15 protein-coding genes and 1 pseudogene are annotated in these 16,295 nt (G+C 70.4%); 8 read left to right on the forward strand and 8 right to left on the reverse strand.

Annotated features, from left to right (window positions below; genetic code table 11):
* The 4 genes from AOK00_RS19415 to AOK00_RS19430 all read left to right on the forward strand — a co-directional run.
* Positions 1–372 (forward strand): VanZ family protein (locus tag AOK00_RS19415; protein ID WP_107097429.1); only part of this gene is annotated, 372 nt, incomplete at its 5' end.
* A gap of 152 nt (positions 373–524) precedes the next feature.
* Positions 525–1,145: an SMI1/KNR4 family protein gene (locus tag AOK00_RS19420; RefSeq protein ID WP_055601569.1), complete on the forward strand. Its 621-nt coding sequence runs from the start codon at positions 525–527 to the stop codon at positions 1,143–1,145.
* Positions 1,146–1,161: 16 nt separating this feature from the next.
* Positions 1,162–1,479 (forward strand): allene oxide cyclase barrel-like domain-containing protein, encoded by a 318-nt coding sequence (locus AOK00_RS19425; protein ID WP_254047421.1) that lies wholly within the window; start codon positions 1,162–1,164, stop codon positions 1,477–1,479.
* 412 nt (positions 1,480–1,891) lie between these two features.
* The gene (locus AOK00_RS19430; RefSeq protein WP_055601570.1) at positions 1,892–2,836 is read left to right on the forward strand and encodes a nucleoside hydrolase; all 945 of its coding nucleotides are present in this window, start codon (positions 1,892–1,894) and stop codon (positions 2,834–2,836) included.
* Positions 2,837–3,035: 199 nt separating this feature from the next.
* On the opposite strand, the gene AOK00_RS19435 is transcribed toward AOK00_RS19430, so the two are convergent.
* Complete coding sequence (locus AOK00_RS19435; RefSeq protein WP_055601571.1) at positions 3,036–4,997, reverse strand: acyl-CoA dehydrogenase family protein; 1,962 nt, start codon at positions 4,995–4,997, stop codon at positions 3,036–3,038.
* A gap of 105 nt (positions 4,998–5,102) precedes the next feature.
* Between AOK00_RS19435 and AOK00_RS19440 the strand changes: the two genes are divergently transcribed.
* On the forward strand, positions 5,103–5,690 hold the full coding sequence (locus AOK00_RS19440; RefSeq protein WP_055601572.1) for a TetR/AcrR family transcriptional regulator: 588 nt from the start codon (positions 5,103–5,105) through the stop codon (positions 5,688–5,690).
* Positions 5,687–6,067 (forward strand): hypothetical protein, encoded by a 381-nt coding sequence (locus AOK00_RS19445; protein ID WP_055601573.1) that lies wholly within the window; start codon positions 5,687–5,689, stop codon positions 6,065–6,067. Before AOK00_RS19440 ends, AOK00_RS19445 begins: the two co-directional genes overlap by 4 nt.
* Positions 6,068–6,176: 109 nt before the next feature.
* Here the strand turns inward: AOK00_RS19445 and AOK00_RS19450 are convergent, their stop codons facing one another.
* The 3 genes and pseudogenes from AOK00_RS19450 to AOK00_RS19460 all read right to left on the reverse strand — a co-directional run bounded on the left by AOK00_RS19450 (position 6,177) and on the right by AOK00_RS19460 (position 8,809).
* Complete coding sequence (locus AOK00_RS19450) at positions 6,177–6,665, reverse strand: SRPBCC family protein (protein WP_173861597.1); 489 nt, start codon at positions 6,663–6,665, stop codon at positions 6,177–6,179.
* 83 nt (positions 6,666–6,748) lie between these two features.
* A complete protein-coding gene (locus AOK00_RS19455) occupies positions 6,749–8,005 on the reverse strand; it encodes an NAD(P)/FAD-dependent oxidoreductase (RefSeq protein ID WP_055601574.1) in 1,257 nt (418 codons plus the stop codon).
* Positions 8,006–8,236: 231 nt separating this feature from the next.
* A pseudogene (locus AOK00_RS19460) lies at positions 8,237–8,809 on the reverse strand (GNAT family N-acetyltransferase).
* Between the two features lie 95 nt (positions 8,810–8,904).
* Here AOK00_RS19460 and AOK00_RS19465 point away from each other — a divergent pair.
* Positions 8,905–9,531 (forward strand): hypothetical protein, encoded by a 627-nt coding sequence (locus tag AOK00_RS19465; RefSeq protein ID WP_055601575.1) that lies wholly within the window; start codon positions 8,905–8,907, stop codon positions 9,529–9,531.
* A 329-nt stretch (positions 9,532–9,860) separates the two neighbouring features.
* Here AOK00_RS19465 and AOK00_RS19470 read toward each other — a convergent pair whose 3' ends face one another.
* A complete protein-coding gene (locus AOK00_RS19470) occupies positions 9,861–10,514 on the reverse strand; it encodes a carbonic anhydrase (protein ID WP_055601576.1) in 654 nt (217 codons plus the stop codon).
* 372 nt (positions 10,515–10,886) lie between these two features.
* Here AOK00_RS19470 and AOK00_RS19475 point away from each other — a divergent pair, with 372 nt between their 5' ends.
* Entirely contained in the window at positions 10,887–12,131 is a 1,245-nt protein-coding gene (locus tag AOK00_RS19475; protein ID WP_055601577.1) for an extracellular solute-binding protein, read from the forward strand.
* Positions 12,132–12,216: 85 nt separating this feature from the next.
* On the opposite strand, the gene AOK00_RS19480 is transcribed toward AOK00_RS19475, so the two are convergent.
* The 3 genes from AOK00_RS19480 to AOK00_RS19490 form a co-directional block, all read right to left on the reverse strand.
* Complete coding sequence (locus AOK00_RS19480; RefSeq protein ID WP_055601578.1) at positions 12,217–13,704, reverse strand: MFS transporter; 1,488 nt, start codon at positions 13,702–13,704, stop codon at positions 12,217–12,219.
* Between the two features lie 44 nt (positions 13,705–13,748).
* Positions 13,749–14,978 (reverse strand): FUSC family protein, encoded by a 1,230-nt coding sequence (locus AOK00_RS19485; protein ID WP_055601579.1) that lies wholly within the window; start codon positions 14,976–14,978, stop codon positions 13,749–13,751.
* A 213-nt stretch (positions 14,979–15,191) separates the two neighbouring features.
* Entirely contained in the window at positions 15,192–16,109 is a 918-nt protein-coding gene (locus AOK00_RS19490) for a potassium channel family protein (protein ID WP_055601580.1), read from the reverse strand.
* Between the last annotated feature and the right edge of the window lie 186 nt (positions 16,110–16,295).

Consider the following 16,295-nt stretch of genomic DNA (forward strand, 5'->3'; position numbering starts at 1 on the left):
CTGACACCGGGCCGGTCGATCGAGAACTACCTCAACCAGCCCGGGTTCGTGGACACCGTCAAACAGCTCGGGGGAAACATCGCCCTCGGTGTCCCCTTCGGGATCCTGCTGCCGCTCCTGTCCCTCAAGGCACGCGGATTCCTTCGGGTCGCGCTCGTCACCGCGGTCACCATGCTGCTCGTGGAACTCGTGCAGGGCGCGCTCGTCACGGGACGCGCCTTCGACATCGACGACGTCCTCCTCAACACGACGGGAGCGCTCCTCGGCTACGTGCTGGTCGGCCGTCGGCTGGGTCGTATCGTCCGTCCTCGCACGCGCCGGGGCGCCCCGGCGCGCGGCTCCGACCCGGACCCCCGCAATGCCGCGCGATGATTCCTGCCACGGCGTCCCCCGCGTCCGTAGCCATCCGCACGGAGCAGTCGTCCAGGTGCAGCTGGACGGCGCGGCGCAGCTCGGTCAGCAGTGCGGCGTGCAGGCGTGGTCAGACGCCGGCGCCGGCCTCGGCCGTCTCCTTCGGATCTTGCATGATGATCGGCATGAACACGGAAATCTGCGATCCGGCCGAGCTGGCCACCCTCCGCGAGATCTTCGCGCCCCGTCCCGAGGCGGCGCCGCCGGCCGGCTGGGAGGCGGTGCGGTCCTTCGAGGCGGAGCACGCCATCGTGCTGCCGGAGCCGTACCGCACCTTCGTGGCGGAGGTCTGCGACGGCCTGCGGGCCGGGCCGCCCTACTACGGCCTGCTGCCCCTCGCGCACACGCCGTCGGACTGGGGCTCCGACCGCCCCGAGCGCCTGCTTGCCGAGCCGTTTCCCCTCACGACGACGTGGATGTGGGAGAACGACGAGCAGGACGAGGAGGCGCTGTCGGAGCAGGAGATCGAGGCCCGGATGGACGCCGCGTTCGACCACGGCTCCCTGTTGCTGGGCACCGACGGCTGCGGCATGTACTGGCACCTGGTCGTCACCGGCCCGCAGCGCGGTCACGTCTGGCTGATCGACGAATACGGCGCGATGCCCTTCGGTACCTCGCCGAGCGCCTCCCCGATGCCGGGCACCCCTGGTTTCACCGGATGGGTGACCCACTGGGCTCAGGGCCGCGCCTGGTTCGCCGGTGCTCCGGGAGACGGTCCGGAAGAAACGGCCTAGCCCGGCCAGGACGCGGTTGAGCCGCTCTCCAGGGACCGTCTTCCGTTCGACCCTCTTCGACCAGGACGGCAAGCAGGTCGGCGAAACCGGCGGCACCTGCGACACCACCCGGGTCGACAACGGCGGAGCGGAGGTGTGCGTCGTGACCTACGCCCTCCCGGGCGGACAGCTCTCGGTACAGGGGATGGTCTTCGGCATGCTCGACCCGGGCCCTCCCCCTTCGTTCGACAACGGGATCACCGGCGGCACCGGGGTATACGACCGGGCCCGTGGCTCGGTCCACGCCGACACGATCGCTCCGGGTACGCGGCGCTTCACGATCGACCTCGAGTGAAAGACGGGTGCCACCAGGCCCGTTCAGGATGGCATGGGGCACTGACACGATTCTTCGTGGTGAGCTTGTCTCCCCGAGCGCGCCGGTGGCCTACCGTGGTGAGCTTGTCTCCCCGAGCGCGCCTGTGGCCTCCCGTGGGGAGCCGGGAGGCGGGCGCGGCCATTGACTGCCGCGGGCGACGCGGGGCATGGCCGGCGGCCAGGTCCGCGGGGGAGCGGTGCGGAGGGCCGCTTGCAGGTCACCCTGCCACCGGGCCGGTCGGGTACGCCAGAGTCGTGCACGAACCGGCCTCCGGCACATGTGGTCACGAGGTGCCTGGTCAGTCGGATTGCGGCAGGCGCCATCCCGGAGACCTCGTCACGACCGGCGTCGCCCCCTTCTTGCGGAGGCCCGAGTATGGGACGGTGAAGACATGCCCATCCCCGTGATCCTCGACTGCGATCCCGGTCATGACGACGCCTTCAACATCATGCTGGCCGCCGCGCACCCCGCCGTCGAGCTGCTCGCCATCACCACCGTCGCGGGCAACCAGACCCTGGAGAAGACCACGCTCAACGCCCGCCGGGTGTGTTCGGTGGCCGGGATCCGCGGCGTACCGATCGCGGCGGGAAGGGAACGACCGCTCCACGGACCGAGCCGGATCGCCGAGAACATCCACGGCACCTCCGGCCTGGACGGTCCCGGTTTCGGAGACAGCGAACCGGAGGTGCCGCAGGACCCGCGCGACGCACTCACCGTCATGCGCGAGACCCTGCTCGCGTACCCGGCGCCGGTGACGCTGGTGCCGACCGGACCGCTCACCAACATCGCGGTGTTCCTCCTCGCCCACCCCGAACTCGCGTCGCGGATCGAGCGCATCGTGCTCATGGGCGGCTCGACAGGGCGCGGCAACACCACGCCCGCGGCCGAGTTCAACATCCTCTGCGACCCGGAAGCCGCGGACATCGTCTTCCGCAGCGGGCTGCCGGTGACGATGTTCGGTCTCAACGCCACGCACCAGGTGCGGGCCACCCCCGAGGTCGTCGCCCGGATCGCCGCGCTCGGCACCCCGCTGAGCGGCCTCTGCGTCGACCTTCTCACCTACTTCGCGTCCACCTACCGCGAGGTCTACGGCTTCGACGCGCCCCCGCTGCACGACCCGCTCACCGTGGCCCACCTGATCAACCCCTCGCTGGTCAGCCTGGTGCGGGCGGCGGTGACGGTGGAGCTGACCGGCACCCACACACGGGGCGCGACGGTGGTGGACCTGCACGGTGTGACCGGCGGGCCGGCCGACACCGAGGTCGGCATGGAGGTCGACGCGGACGGGTTCTGGGAGCTGATCGTGGAGGCCGTGCGCGTGCTCGGCAGCGGGTGAAGCGACGAGCCTTTCCTGGCGCGCCGCCGCGACGGCCGTGGTGGCCGTGACAGCTGTAGACGCCCCTTCGAGCAGGTCGCCGGAGCGAGCCCCGCGGCCCCGCTGCTCCTGCCGGCGCCGACCGCCCGTGCATCCCGGGGATCGTCAACGACGAGCAGCCCCGCCAGCACAGTCGGTTCGGGGCAGAGACCCCCACGGCTCAGCCCACGAGATCGGGCGCACGCAGCATCTCGGGCGGGATGCCCCACGCGTCGACGAGGTCGACAGCGAGGGGCCGGACCTTGCGGCAGAGGTCGTTCACCTCACGGCTGATCGCTTTGGAGCGTTGCACGGTCAGCCGACCGTGCTCCATGAACCAGGCCCGGTCCGCCTCGATCGTCGACAGGGCGAACAGGTCGCACAGCAACGCGAGCGCGACCTTCTCGTCGCCCTCGGGCATGGCGCGTACCTGGTCGACGAAGGCCTCCGTCACCAGCCGTTCGACGTGGGCGCGGGCGAGCGCGACGACGTGGTCCTGCACCTGTGAGAAGACCACGCCGGGATCGCGCTTCTGGTCGATCCCGCGTTTGATCCGGCGGGCCAGGCCGGCCAGCATGTGCTCCTCCCGGAAGCGGACCATGGCGAGCTGGTACTCCGAGTCGAGGAGACCGGCTTCACGGTCCCACTCGTCGCCGCCGGGCAGCAGGTCCCGTACTCGTTCGAGCATCTTGTGGACGGAGGCCCGCTCAAGCAGCGTCTCGAGTGCGAGGCCGGTGACGTAGCGGACCATGCCGGCCTGGTCGAGGTCCTCGAACGCGCTCGCCTGATCGGTGAGCAGCCCCTTGGCGACGAGCTGCAGCAGGACGTGGTTGTCGCCCTCGAAGGTGGTGAAGACATCGCTGTCGCTCTTGAGCGCGGCGAACCGGTTGACCGCGAGATATCCGGCGCCGCCGCACGCCTCGCGGCACTCCTGGACGACCCGGGTGGCGTGCCAGGTGGCCAGCGCCTTCATGCCCGCGGCCCGCGATTCGAGACGCCGCCGCGCCCCCGCGTCGTCCGCGTTGCCGGAGAACACGTCGTGCAGGTGCGAGCGGACGACGTCCTGCGCGAAGTGCAGCGCGTACGTCCGGGCAATCAGCGGCAGCAACCGGCGCTGATGCAGGCCGTAGTCGAGCAGTACCTGTTCCTCGGTGTCCGGGGCCGCCTCGAACTGCCGCCGCCGCATGGCGTACTTGGTGGCGACCGCGAGGGCGACCTTGGAGACGCTGATTCCGGCACCGCCTACGCTGACCCGGCCCTGCACGAGCGTGCCCAGCATGGTGAAGAAGCGCCGGTGGGGGTTGTCGATCGAGCTCTCGTAGACGCCTTCCGGGCTGACGTCGGCGAACCTGTTGAGGAGTGCCTCGCGCGGTACCCGCACATCGTCGAACCAGATGCGGCCGTTGTCCACGCCGTTGAGCCCCATCTTGCGGCCGTCGTCCTCGATGCGGACGCCGGGCGCCGGCTCGCCGCCGATCCGGACGGGCACGACGAAGGCGTGTACGCCGTGGGACTTCCCGGCCACTTCCAGCTGGGCGAAGACGACCGCCAGTTCGGCGTGGCGGGCCGCGTTGCCGATGTAGTCCTTGCGCGCCTGGTCACCTGGGGTGGTCAGGACGAACTCCTGGCGTGTGGCGTCGTACCGCGCCACGGTGCCGAGGGCCTGGACGTTGGAGCCGTGACCTGTCTCGGTCATCGCGAAGCAGCCCATCAGCTCGCCTGTGATCAGGCCCGGCAGATAGGCGTCGTGGTGGCGTCCGGTGCCGAGATGCAGGATCGCGCCGCCGAAGAGACCGAACTGCACACCGACCTTCACCAGGACCGACAGGTCACCGAAGGCCAGCGTCTCGAACGCGGCGATCGAGGCCCCGACGTCGCCGCCACCGCCGTACGCGGCAGGGAAACCCATGCTTGTCTGGCCCGTCGCCGCCATCTCGACCACGACCTCACGAACCCTCTCGCGGAACGCGTCGACGTCGAGTTCCTCGGCCTCTTCGAGGATGGAGGCGTACGTCGACAGGTTGGCGCGGACGAGGCCGCGGATCTCGCCGTACTCGCCGTCGAGCACCGCGGACAGTGCCTGGACGTCGATGTCGGGCTGTACGTAGCCGGTCGCGGTGGTGGATGTGTTGTCGTGGGCCATGCGGCTTGGCTACCCCGGCGCGGAAGGATCAACCAGCCTGACGATCTTCGGACGCTCGCGGGTCCAGGTTGTTTCCCATACGGGTCGACCCGTATGATAATCCGCATGAACTCCTCTCCTCCCTCCAGGGGACGTCCCAGGGATCCCCGCTCGCATGAGGCGATCGTCGGCGCGGCCGCAGAGCTGGTGATCGAGGTCGGGTACGCCGCGACCTCGATCGGGGCGGTGGCTGCCCGTGCCGGAGTCGGCAAGGACACCGTCTACCGTCGGTGGCGGGGCAAGCCGGAGTTGGTCTTCGAGGCCGTGTTCACGACCACCGACGAGGCCCCGGTCCCGGACACCGGAAGTCTGGCCGGGGACCTGACCGCACTGCTGCAGGGCCTGATCGACGAGTTCCACGCACCTGCCGCGGCTGCGGCCCTCCCGGGACTGCTCGCCGACTTCGCCGCAGATCCGGAGCTGAAGGCGCGCATCCGCGGCGATTTCCTGGCCCCGTCGAAGGAGCGGCTGCTGCTCGTCTTCGAGCGAGCCGTGACGCGCGGGGAGATCGCGGCCGACACGCCCGTGGATCTGGTTCTGGACACGCTGGCAGGAGCGGTGTTCTTCCACCTCGGCCTGGTCGGGGAACACCCCGACCCGCAGCTGGCCGGCCGGCTGGCCGCTGTCGTGTCCAAGGGAGTCGAGATCCGATGAACGGCTGGCTTCTCGCAGCGGGCATCACCGCGTTCGCTGTGGCCGCGGTGCACCTCGTCGGCGGGCACCGGGATGTGGTCCGCCCGCTGCTGTCCTGCGGACTCGCGGCCGAACCCAAACGCGTCCTTCATGCCGTATGGCACATGGTGAGCCTCGACCTGGTGCTCTCCGCGGCCGCCTTGGTCTACCTCGCACTGGCGGACGACACGTCAGCGACCGGCCCCGTGGCATGGTTCGTGGCCGCGCACTTCTTCGCGTACACCGTCGCCTTCCTGGTCGTCACGCTCTCGGTCGGCTGGCCGAAACCGCTGCTCCGGCTGCCGCAGTGGATTCTGCTCCTGCCGGTCGCGGTCCTGACAGTGGCGGGCGCCGCGTAGCGACAGCTCCCCGGAGACTTGCAGGCCCGTGCCGCTGCCCGGGGAAACGCCCCCCGCTGGATGCCCGCTACCCGGCTGTTCCCGCTCCCTCAGGTGCTCGTCCGTGCCGTCAGGTGCGCCGTTGGGTGGCAGCGGCCGGGAGGCGTTCGGCGACCTCGTCGCCCAGTCGTTCGAACTCGGCCCTGAGGAATGGTGTGGCGAGCCTCGCCAGCCCCTTGAACCGCAGGGACGCCCGGTAGGTCAACCTGGTCAGGGAGGGCGACTCGGCCTCGAAACCAAGATCGTCCGTTGCGGTGACCGTCTTGTTCTCCCCGATGAACATCAGACGGGAGGCCTCGCGCTTCACGAGCCGGTAGTCGAGGTGGGTGGTGCGGCCACGAAACCGCGAGGTGTTGCGCCACCGGGCCCCCGGCAGTACCGGCCCCTCGTCCATACGCACGCAGCGCACGGTCCCGGGATCCCACTCCTCGGTACGGCTGAAATCCTCCAGATACGCGACGAGCTCGTCGCGTGGCAGCCCGACGACGAAGCTCCGTTCCACCGTGATCACCGTACCGACCTCCGTCTGCTCGTGACCGGACGAGCGCCTGCGGCGCATGCCCGCCTCGTTCTACTTCCCGGCCCAGGGCGGAGACGGATGCACTCCGTGTGTGTTTGCGCCGAGCCGAGAGCCCCCGGAGGTCAACGCCCGGCGCCGCGTCGCATGTCGGCCAGGACCTCTCGCGCGGCCCGGGTGCCCGAGGCGAGAGCGCCCTGGAGGGAACCCGTGGCCCGGTGGTCACCGCACACGTACCGGCCCGGTGCGACGCGAGTGGTCCGTGACAGGGGGTGGGGCGCGGGCATCGCGGGCAGGGCGTCATGAACGGTGACCCGGTGGACGAGGTCCCACGAACCCGCATCCGTCTCGTACACCTCGCTCAGAGCACGCGCCACGGCGGCCACGGCGTGGCCGTCGGGCGTACCGAGGACCGAGGTGGACACCAGGGCCCTGCCGTCGGGGGAGTACTGAGGGTGGACGGCGGTGAGGACGCAGCTGTTGAGGAAGCGGCGCCGTGAGTCGATGACGAGGACGGGCTCGGACAGGGGCGGATCCGCGGGTGCGTGGTAGAGCGTGGTGACGGTCCGTCCCTGCGGTACGGCGAGACCCGGGAGGAGCTCGGCGGCGGCCCGTTGTCCGGTCGCGACGACGACAACGGGGGAGCGGAGCTCGGCGCCGTCGGTGAGCGTCACCCCCTGCGGAGTGAGGGCGGTGACGGGGGTGCCGGTCCGCAGCACGTCCGGGGGCAGTCGCGAGGCCAGTTGAGCGGGGACCGCACCGATGCCGTCGGCGGGGAGGCACAGCGTGCCGCGCACCATGCTCCGCCACACGAAATGGAAGAAGCGGGCCGACGTCTCCAGGTCGTCCTCGAGGAAGACTCCGGAGAGGAAAGGCCGGAAGAACGTCTCCACGAAGTCGGGGGACACGCCGGCGTCGGCCAGGGCTGTGAGGGTCGTGCGGTCGGGCCGCGCACGCAGCCGGGCGGCCGGCGCGAGCACGTCGTGGGCCGTCAGCGCGCCGAGGGCGAGCAGGTCACGGCCGGATGCCAGCCGGCCGGGCAGGAGGTCACCGCTCTCGCGCAAGCGCCGGCTGGGATCGGTGAAGCGGCGCGTCCCGTCCTCGGTGTGAACGAGGACGCCGGGCGTGAACGGCCGCAGCCGCAGCGCCCGCAGGTCGAGGCGGCGCTTCACCTGCGGGTAGGCCGTGTTGAAGACCTGGAATCCTCGATCGACGGTGAAACCCGCGACGCGGTCCGTACGCATCCGCCCGCCCACGGTGTCGTCGGCTTCCAGCAGCCGCACACGCAACCCGCCGGCGGACAGGTCCGTGGCGCAGGCGAGCCCGGCGGCCCCGGCCCCGACGACCGTCACGTCGTACAGCTCGTCGTCCGTCGTCCCCATGCCGGCCGTCACTCCTCGTCCCTCGTCCCGGGTTCACTCCGGGCCGTCCAGGACGCCCCGGGGCCCGTCACGTTACGCGGGGTCGGGCCGCCGCCGAACCGGGACGCGCCGCACCGACCGCCGTCGTCGGGGGAGGTCCGCCAAGCGCGTGCCGCCCTCGCCTGCCGACAGGGCGTGCGATCCGATCGCTGACCGTTCTCTCGCTGGCGGACGAGGCCCCGGGTGGGCGATTCAGCGCAGGTCGAGTCGCATCAGGACCCGCGGGTGACCGGCCAGCACCGAAGTGGTGTCGGCGGCGTGGGTGAACCCGGCGCGTTCGAAGTTCTTCCGGATCCCGGCGTACGCCATCGTCATGTCGACCTTGGCGCCGCCGTTGTCGACCGGGTACGCCTCGATCGCCGGTGCGTCGTGGGTCCGGGCGAACTCGACCGCGCCGGCGATGAGGGCGTGCGAGATCCCCTGCTTGCGATGTCCTGGGCGTACGCGGATGCACCACAGCGACCAGACCGGCAGGTCGTCGACGTGCGGGATCTTGCGGCTGTGCGCGAAGGAGGTGTCCGAGCGCGGTGCCACGGCGGCCCATCCGACCGGCTCGTCACCGTCGTAGGCGAGCACTCCCGGAGGGATTGCCGCCCGGCACAGCTCGGCTGCGTACGCACCGCGGGCGGGCCCGCGGAGCTCGTTGTTGAGCTTGGACGGGATCCGGTAGCTCAGGCACTAGCAGACGTTGGCCCCAGGCGACTTCGGACCGACCAGGGTGCGGACATCCTCGAAGACCGAAGCCGGGCGAACCACGATGGTCATGGCACCACGATGCCACGGCGTACGGGGTGCGCGCCTTCACTGGTTGCTGACAGATATTACTGTCGATTCCCACCCTCGACAGTTATGCTTGTCGCATGACTGATGTGAGTGCGGTTCCGACTCCCGACAGGAACGACGAGAACTTCTGGACCGCTGCCGCGGCCCTGGTGGAGCCCCCCTGGAGCGAACCCGCCCAGAGCGACACGTTCACCATGGACGAGAGAGTCCACGATGCTGTCCGTGCCCTGGCCGAACGGATCTCGACCCGAGCCCTGGCCTACCGCGCCGCCGACAAGCCCCTCGACCCCGTGCTCATGGCGGCGCCCGATGTGCAGCTGGCCCTTCTGCGCGCTCTGTACGAAGCCAAGCTGTCCGTCGAACGGCTGGCGGAGAGCGCCGCCACCGTCGCCGGCCGCAGCGGAGCGAACTACGCCCAGCTCGGTGCTGCCTGGGGCGGCATCAAGCGCCAGTCCGCCCGTCTCAAGTGGCCCCACGCCGTGGTCAGGAAGACGACGAGCGAGTCCATCCCCCTCCACTACGCGGGTGGTACCGCCGTGGTGCACCACGATGCCGAGACCGACGCCTGGTGGTACACCGCCACCGCCGCAGACCATCGCGAAACGGAGTCCGAACCCGTCCACCGCACGTATGCCGAGGCCATCGCCGGAGCGACCGAGTACCTCCTCGCACACTCACTGCCCGGCGGTCAGACACCCGCGTGAGAGGCGGTGACGACGGGGAAGGAGAACGACCGGTCCGGCGTGACGCGCCACCGCGCGCGTCAGCCGCTCCGGGCAGGGCCGACCGGACGACCGCCCCCTGATCTCGTACGTGCGGGGCGGCCCGCCGTGCCCGTACGACGCCGGTTTCGTGCGACGACGGGCCGCGCGTCGGCTGTGGTCAGGCGTCGGTTGTGGTCAGGGAAGCGCCGGTCGCCCCCGTCGGCGCAGGGCATGACCACCAGGGTGATCGCCCGGCCGCGGTCACTTCCGCGGGACAGGCGGATGCCGGTGACAGGGATGGTGACGGTCAGAGCGGTCGAAACCCTCGGTCAGGTGGCCGAGGGTCCGGCGCCGGCCGCAGCCGTATCGGTGCGCACGTCGCCACGGGCGGTCACGAGCCGGGCGTTGCCCATGGACAGCGCGTAGCCGAGACCCACCACGGCGACCTCGCCCGACGCGACCTGCTCGGAGAGGAGCCGGGACCGTTCGAGCATCAGATCCACGGTGTGCCGGATGTGCTCGTCGATGATGTCGCCGTCCGCCGTCAGTCCGGCGGCCCGGGCCGCGAGGATGCTCGGCGTCACCCGCTCCACCACGTCACGGACGAATCCGCCGGCGGAGAAGCCGTCCTCCACGGCGGCGCGCGCGGCCGCGACCGCACCGCACGAGTCGTGGCCGAGAACGACGACCAGCCTCGCCCCGAGCACGCTCGTCGCGTACTCCACGCTCCCCAGCACCTCCGTCCCCAGGACGTGGCCGGCGGTCCGTACGACGAACAGGTCGCCGAGTCCCTGGTCGAAGATGATCTCGGCGGCCAGCCGCGAATCGGAGCATCCGAGGATCACGGCGAAGGGATCCTGGCCGGGGGCCAGCTCGGTACGGCGGGCGGCGTCCTGGTTGGGATGCAGGGGCACGCCCGACACGAAGCGCGTGTTACCGGCGAGCAGGGCGTCAAGGGCTACGGCGGGAGATGTTCTCGGCATGGGGCCACTCTATGATCCGACAGTCCGGCCCGTCTCGGCGGAGGTCCCCCTTCTGCGACTCGCGCCGCGTTCCGCGCCGTGTTCCAGCGGCCGCCGCGGCCAGGAAGCGGCCCTTGTACCTCGCGAGCCCGCTTTTCGGCGACACTCCATCGCGGCGTGGTGGCGGACAGGATGGAGTGCTCTACGCGCGTCGAATTCAGGGGCGGCATAGGGGAAAGCACCACGCCCTGCTGCTGCAATTGGAGAAGTTTCCACAATCCTTGAGCAGGGAGCGCAATACGTCCCTGGCCGGGAGAGGATGCCGGACGCACTGTCCAAAGAAATCAAGAGGAACGATCCGTGCGACCAAGACTCACTCGTGCGACCGCCTCCGTGGCCGCTCTCGGGCTGCTGGGCTCCTTCGTCGCCGCCTGCGGCTCGTCAGGGAGCGGAGACGGGACGACGCTGCGTCTGGTGGCGGCCGAGTACGGCAACAGCCCGGAGACCAGCTCCAAGGCGTACTGGGACCGACTGACCGCTGATTTCGTCGCCGCGCACCCCGGTAAGAAAGTCGAGGTGACGCTCTACCCGTGGGCCGACGTCGACCGCGAGGTCACCCGCCTCGTCGAGGAAGGCAATGCCCCGGACGTGGCGCTGATGGGCGCGTACTCCGACTTCGCGGCGCAGGGCCGGCTTTACGCCGCGAGCGAGTTGCTTCCGGTGAGGGTGGAATCGAACTTCCTGCCACCGCTCGTGGAGGCGGGTTCGGTCGACCACACGCTCTACGGCTTGCCCTTCGTGGCGAGCAGTCGGCTCCTCTTCTACAACGAGGAGCTGTTCGACAAGGCAGGGGCGAAACCGCCGAAGACCTGGACCGATCTGGCTAAAGCCGCAAAGGCGCTGAAGAAGGAGGGTGTGCTCTGCCCGTACGCTCTGCCGCTCGGCCCCGAGGAGGCTCATGCCGAAGCCCTGATCTGGGAACTGAGCAACGGCGGAGGGTACGCCGGGGAGACCGGCGGATACGACATCGCTTCCGAGCGGAACACGCAGACCTTCCGCTGGATCAAGAACAACCTCGTCGAGCCCGGCTTGACCGGCCCGGTCCCGCCGGCCGACTTCAACCGGAGGGATGCCTTCGCCGCCTTTCTGCGCGGTGATGTCGGCATGCTCAACGGCTACCCCTCGCTTCTCCACGAGGCCAGGGCGAAGGGCATGAAGGTCGGCACGCTGAGAATGCCGGTTTCGGACACGCGGGAAAACGGGCAGCCTGCCGCGTCGGCGGGTGTCGCCGACTGGATGATGGCTTTCAAGCGCGACGGCAATCGTGAACTGGTCGGAAGCTTCCTGGAATTCGTTTACGAGGACAAGAACCTCAGCGCGTTCGCCAGCCGCTACCATCTGCTGCCGTCGACGGTGACCGCGGGCCTGGCGTCGAAGGACGCGGCGGACCCCAGCAACGAGCAGTTCCTGGATGCCCTGAGCGGCGCCGAGCTCTACCCGGTCAACGAACCGTCCTGGCTGCAGGTGAGCAACACCATCAAGCGGAACATCGGTCGAGCCGTCTCGCCGTCAGCCGATCCGGGAATCGTTCTGGAAAGCATCGCCGACGAGGTTCGGGACATGGTGAACGAGCCGTAGGAGACAGGCCTCCGGAAAGGGGAGAGCCACGCGGAGCGCCAGGCCGATCGCGGAGGGCGCCCCATCGGTGGCGAGGAGGGTCCGTTCAGTCCCGGGTGGATTCCTTGCCGTCCCGGACTGCTGACAGCGGCTCGGCGATGTCCTCCAGCGAGCGGCGCTCCGCGTTCACCGCGAGGAAGGCTGCCACGATTCCCGCCGCACACATCAGCGCGGCGCCGATCTGGAAGGCCAGCACCGTGTCCCCGACCACGCCGGACTCGGTCAGCTCGGCGAAGACCAGCGGGCCGCTGATGCCGCCGGCCGCTGTTCCCAGCGCGTAGAAGAACGCGATGGCCATGGCGCGGGTCTCCATCGGGAAGATCTCGGAGACGGTCAGATAGGCGCTGGAGGCGCCCGTCGAGGCGAAGAACAACACGACGCACCAGCAGGCCGTCAGGGTCGCGGCCGACAGCGAGCCACGGTCGAAGAGCCAGGCTGTGCCGAACAGCAGCAGGCCCGACAGCACATACGTGCCCGCGATCATGATCCGGCGGCCGATGGTGTCGAAGAGCCGGCCGAGCAGCAGCGGTCCCAGGAAGTTGCCTGCCGCGATCACTGCGAAGTAGTAGCCGGTGCTGCCGGTGGGAACGTCGAAGAAGGTGATGAGGATGGTGCCGAAACCGAAGGTGATCGCGTTGTAGAGGAAGGCCTGTCCGATGAAGAGGGACAGCCCGAGGACGGCCCGGCGCGGGTAGCGGCCGAAGACGGTCCTCGCGATCGTGCCGAAGCCGATGCTCTTGCGCTGTTCGATGGTGATCTCGCCGGCCGGCGGCGGCAGCTCCGTACCCTTCTCCTTCTCGATCTCCCGCTCCACGGAGGTGACCAGCTCCTCGGCCTCCTCGCTGCGGCCGTGGATGAACTGCCAGCGCGGACTCTCCGGAACATGCCGGCGTACCAGCAGGATGACCAGGCCCAGGACGACGCCGAGGGCGAAGGCGAGCCGCCAGCCGAGGTCCTTGGGAAAGATGTCGGTGTCGAGCATGACGATCGACAGCAGGGCGCCGCCGATGGCGCCCAGCCAGTAGCTGCCATTGATGATCAGGTCGACGCGTCCCCGGTAGAGGGACGGGATCAGCTCGTCGATCGCGGAGTTGATCGCCGCGTACTCGCCGCCGATGCCGAAGCCGGTGAGGAAGCGGAAGAGGAAGAACCACCACGACTCGAAGGACAGGGCCGTCATCGCCGTGGCGCCCAGATAGACCGCCAGAGTGATCATGAAGAGTTTCTTGCGGCCGTAGCGGTCGGTCAGCCACCCGAAGAACAGGGCGCCCGAGCAGGCTCCCGCCACATAGAGGGCGGCGGCCACGCCCGTCACCTGGGTCGCGGTGATGTCCAGGCCGCTGCCTTCCTCGGCCAGCCGGCCGGCGACGTTGCCGACGATGGTGACCTCGAGACCGTCGAGGATCCAGACGGTGCCCAGTCCGATGACGATCATCCAGTGCCACCGGGACCAGGGAAGCCGGTCGAGCCGGGCCGGAACGGCCGTGGTGACCGTGCCCGTCGCGGTGCCCGTGGAAGTAGACGTCGTGCGCATGGTTCTCCTCTCTCCGCCCGCGCGGGTACTCCCGTCGCGAGTGGTCATCCGTCGGAGCGGGTGGGCCGACGCGCCTCCCGCCGGTCACGCAGGGCGAGACGGCGACGGCGGTCCGTGCGCTCGCGGACCCGTCGGTCCAGCTCCTCCATCAGCCGGTGGCCCCGGTACTCGGGGTCGAGTTCGTCGAGGATCCGGTCGACCTCGGTGAGCAGTGCCCCGTACAGCTGCCAGCGGCCGGCGTCGGCGAGAGCGAGGGCGAGGAGCCGGTCGGCGGCGTGGTCTCTGCACGCCTTGGCCGCCCGCAACTCGCCCGCGAGCCGGATCTCCGCGGCCTCGGCGTCCTCGCTGCCGGGCGCGGTGACCAGGACGGCGAAACTGACGATGGCGTCGGCGGTGTACTGGGCGGTCTCCCGGATGGCCAGGGAGGCCGGTTCGGGCAGCAGCTGGTCGCCGCCGCGGTGTTTCGCCAGGTCGGTGAGGGTGCGGGCGAGGACTCGCAGGACGACCGCGCAGATCTCCAGGGTGTCGAGGCCGGTCCGCAGCACCACCCGGTGCAGGAGGCCTTCCTTGACGCGGGGGTTGAGCCGGAGGCTGTCCTCGGCGGTCCGCAGCGCCGCGTCGACGTCGGCGACGTCGTTGTCGAGGCGGCGGGCCTCGTGGAGCCGGGTGGCGGCCTGCTCGACGGGGGGTGCGCCGGTGAACTCGTCCGCCACGTCCAGAAGCAGCAGCCGCATCCGTCGCGCCAGGTCCTCGATGGAGTCGCCCGCGGTGTCGACCCAGACGGGCGGGGCGAGAAGCAGGTTGAAGAGCATGCCGACGACGGCGCCGATGAGGGTCTCCAGGACGCGGTCCCAGGCGGTGTCGGAGACCTGGGTGACGCCGAGGACGAGCATGGCGCTGATGGCGACCTCGGGGATGAACTCCTCGACCCGGACGAGCCGGCCGACGAGCAGCGAGGCGAGGATGACGAGGGCGAGACTCCACCAGGAGAGGCCGACGACGACGCTGAACGCGATGGCGATGAGCACGCCGACGACGACCGAGTTCACCCGGCGCAGGCTGGTCGTCACGGTGGAGTAGAGCGTGACCTGGACGACGAGGAGCGCGGTGAGGGGTGCGGTGAGAGGGGCCGGTTCGCTGCTGAGCTGGAGGGCGACGACGTAGCTGAGGGTGGCGGCCGCCGCGGACCGTACGGTCTGGACGGCGAAGGGGTCGCGCCGGAGGCGCGCGAACAGCCCGTCACCCTGGTCGTGCCGTCCTTTGCCACGTGCCACGCCCCACCTCGTCCCGTCGCCGCCCCGCAAGGCTCTCTGGACTACCCGCCTGCCCGGACGGCCCCGGGCTCATGCGCGGGTACGCCCGGGCGGCCGAGGGATCACCCCCGCTTCGGGGACGTCGTCATCGCCGGGGAGGTCCTCCGGGGACACCCGTCGAGCAGCTCGGGCCGGCCCTCGGTCGGCAGCGCAGGGTCGGAGCGGCCCCGTCTCTCAGGACGGCCCGCTCGCGTCGGCCCGGGGAGGGCAGCCGTACGCCCCGTGGGCGCGCCCGTGGTCGGTGGCGTAGGCCGCGAAGACCCGCTCGGGCCCCCTGCCCGTGCGCAGGAAGCGCTCGTCGAGCACGACCGCCAGGTCCTCCAGCGCCCTGCGCAGTACCGACGCGGAGAGCCGGACGTCGGGGTGGTGTGCCTCGGCGGCCTGGTCCGTGAGGCCGAGGACGTAGGGGAGCTGCCGGGGCAGGGACGTGTTGTCGTCGCCGTCCTGGAAGTAGTACGACTCGGCGTACTGCATGAAGTCGATGGTGATCGTGGAGAGGGCCGAGGCGAGCCCGTCGAGGAGCGCCGCGCCCCCGTCGGAGTCGAGTGCCCGGGCGGTGGCCGCCTCGCTGCGGCGTACGTGGGACAGCCGCAGGGCCAGAGCGCGGCGGCGGGCGAGCGCCGGGTAGATGCCGAGGATCCAGGCGACGGTCGCCGACAGCAGCACGAAGCCCACCAGGGCCTCGATGGGGGTGAGCACACGGAGCCATCCCGAGGTCGGGGCGATGTCGCCCAGCCCGAGTGTGGCCAGTGTCACCAGGGAGATGTACAAGGCATCGACCGGGCCCGCGTGTTCGGCCGGGACGAGCCCCGCCCCGTACGAGAAGTCCTCCGGCATGTGAGGCCAGTAGACGAGCCCCCAGCCGACGGCCACGGTGAGCGCCCAGACGGCGACGACCGTCACCATTCCGAGCGGGCCCGCGAGACCGGCCGGCCGCCACCGTCCGCCGAGGCGGGCAGACAGCCACCACAGGGACACCATGACCAGCTTGCTCAGACCGCCGTGACGGGTCGGGTGCCAGAGCGTGTGGAACACGTCCCGGAGGATGAACAGCACCAGGACAGCGCCCGCAGGCGTCGCAAGCCACGTCATCCAGGCACTTTCCCCCGGGTTGGCGGCCGAGTCGCGCCCTCCTTCCGCGATCTCAGCCCACTGGCGGTGTCTCGTCGCCCCTTCGGGCGAGAGCCCGAGGACGGCCGGTGCCGGCATGTCCTCCCGCAGCTACGAGCGCGCCGTCGTGACCTCGTACAGGCCGGGGGTCGTCACCTCGGACCTCGC

Origin of the sequence: Streptomyces aureus (assembly GCF_001418135.1) — a bacterium.
GTDB classification, from domain to species: Bacteria; Actinomycetota; Actinomycetes; order Streptomycetales; family Streptomycetaceae; genus Streptomyces; species Streptomyces aureus_A.

Bases quoted from the DNA above. Each gene is read 5' to 3' on its own strand.
- AOK00_RS19420 (WP_055601569.1), top strand. From the start codon at position 525: ATGATGATCGGCATGAACACGGAAATCTGCGATCCGGCCGAGCTGGCC.
- AOK00_RS19430 (WP_055601570.1), top strand. From the start codon at position 1,892: ATGCCCATCCCCGTGATCCTCGACTGCGATCCCGGTCATGACGACGCC.
- AOK00_RS19435 (WP_055601571.1), bottom strand. From the start codon at position 4,997: ATGGCCCACGACAACACATCCACCACCGCGACCGGCTACGTACAGCCC.
- AOK00_RS19440 (WP_055601572.1), top strand. From the start codon at position 5,103: ATGAACTCCTCTCCTCCCTCCAGGGGACGTCCCAGGGATCCCCGCTCG.
- AOK00_RS19445 (WP_055601573.1), top strand. From the start codon at position 5,687: ATGAACGGCTGGCTTCTCGCAGCGGGCATCACCGCGTTCGCTGTGGCC.
- AOK00_RS19450 (WP_173861597.1), bottom strand. From the start codon at position 6,665: ATGCGCCGCAGGCGCTCGTCCGGTCACGAGCAGACGGAGGTCGGTACG.
- AOK00_RS19455 (WP_055601574.1), bottom strand. From the start codon at position 8,005: ATGGGGACGACGGACGACGAGCTGTACGACGTGACGGTCGTCGGGGCC.
- AOK00_RS19465 (WP_055601575.1), top strand. From the start codon at position 8,905: ATGACTGATGTGAGTGCGGTTCCGACTCCCGACAGGAACGACGAGAAC.
- AOK00_RS19470 (WP_055601576.1), bottom strand. From the start codon at position 10,514: ATGCCGAGAACATCTCCCGCCGTAGCCCTTGACGCCCTGCTCGCCGGT.
- AOK00_RS19480 (WP_055601578.1), bottom strand. From the start codon at position 13,704: ATGCGCACGACGTCTACTTCCACGGGCACCGCGACGGGCACGGTCACC.
- AOK00_RS19490 (WP_055601580.1), bottom strand. From the start codon at position 16,109: ATGACGTGGCTTGCGACGCCTGCGGGCGCTGTCCTGGTGCTGTTCATC.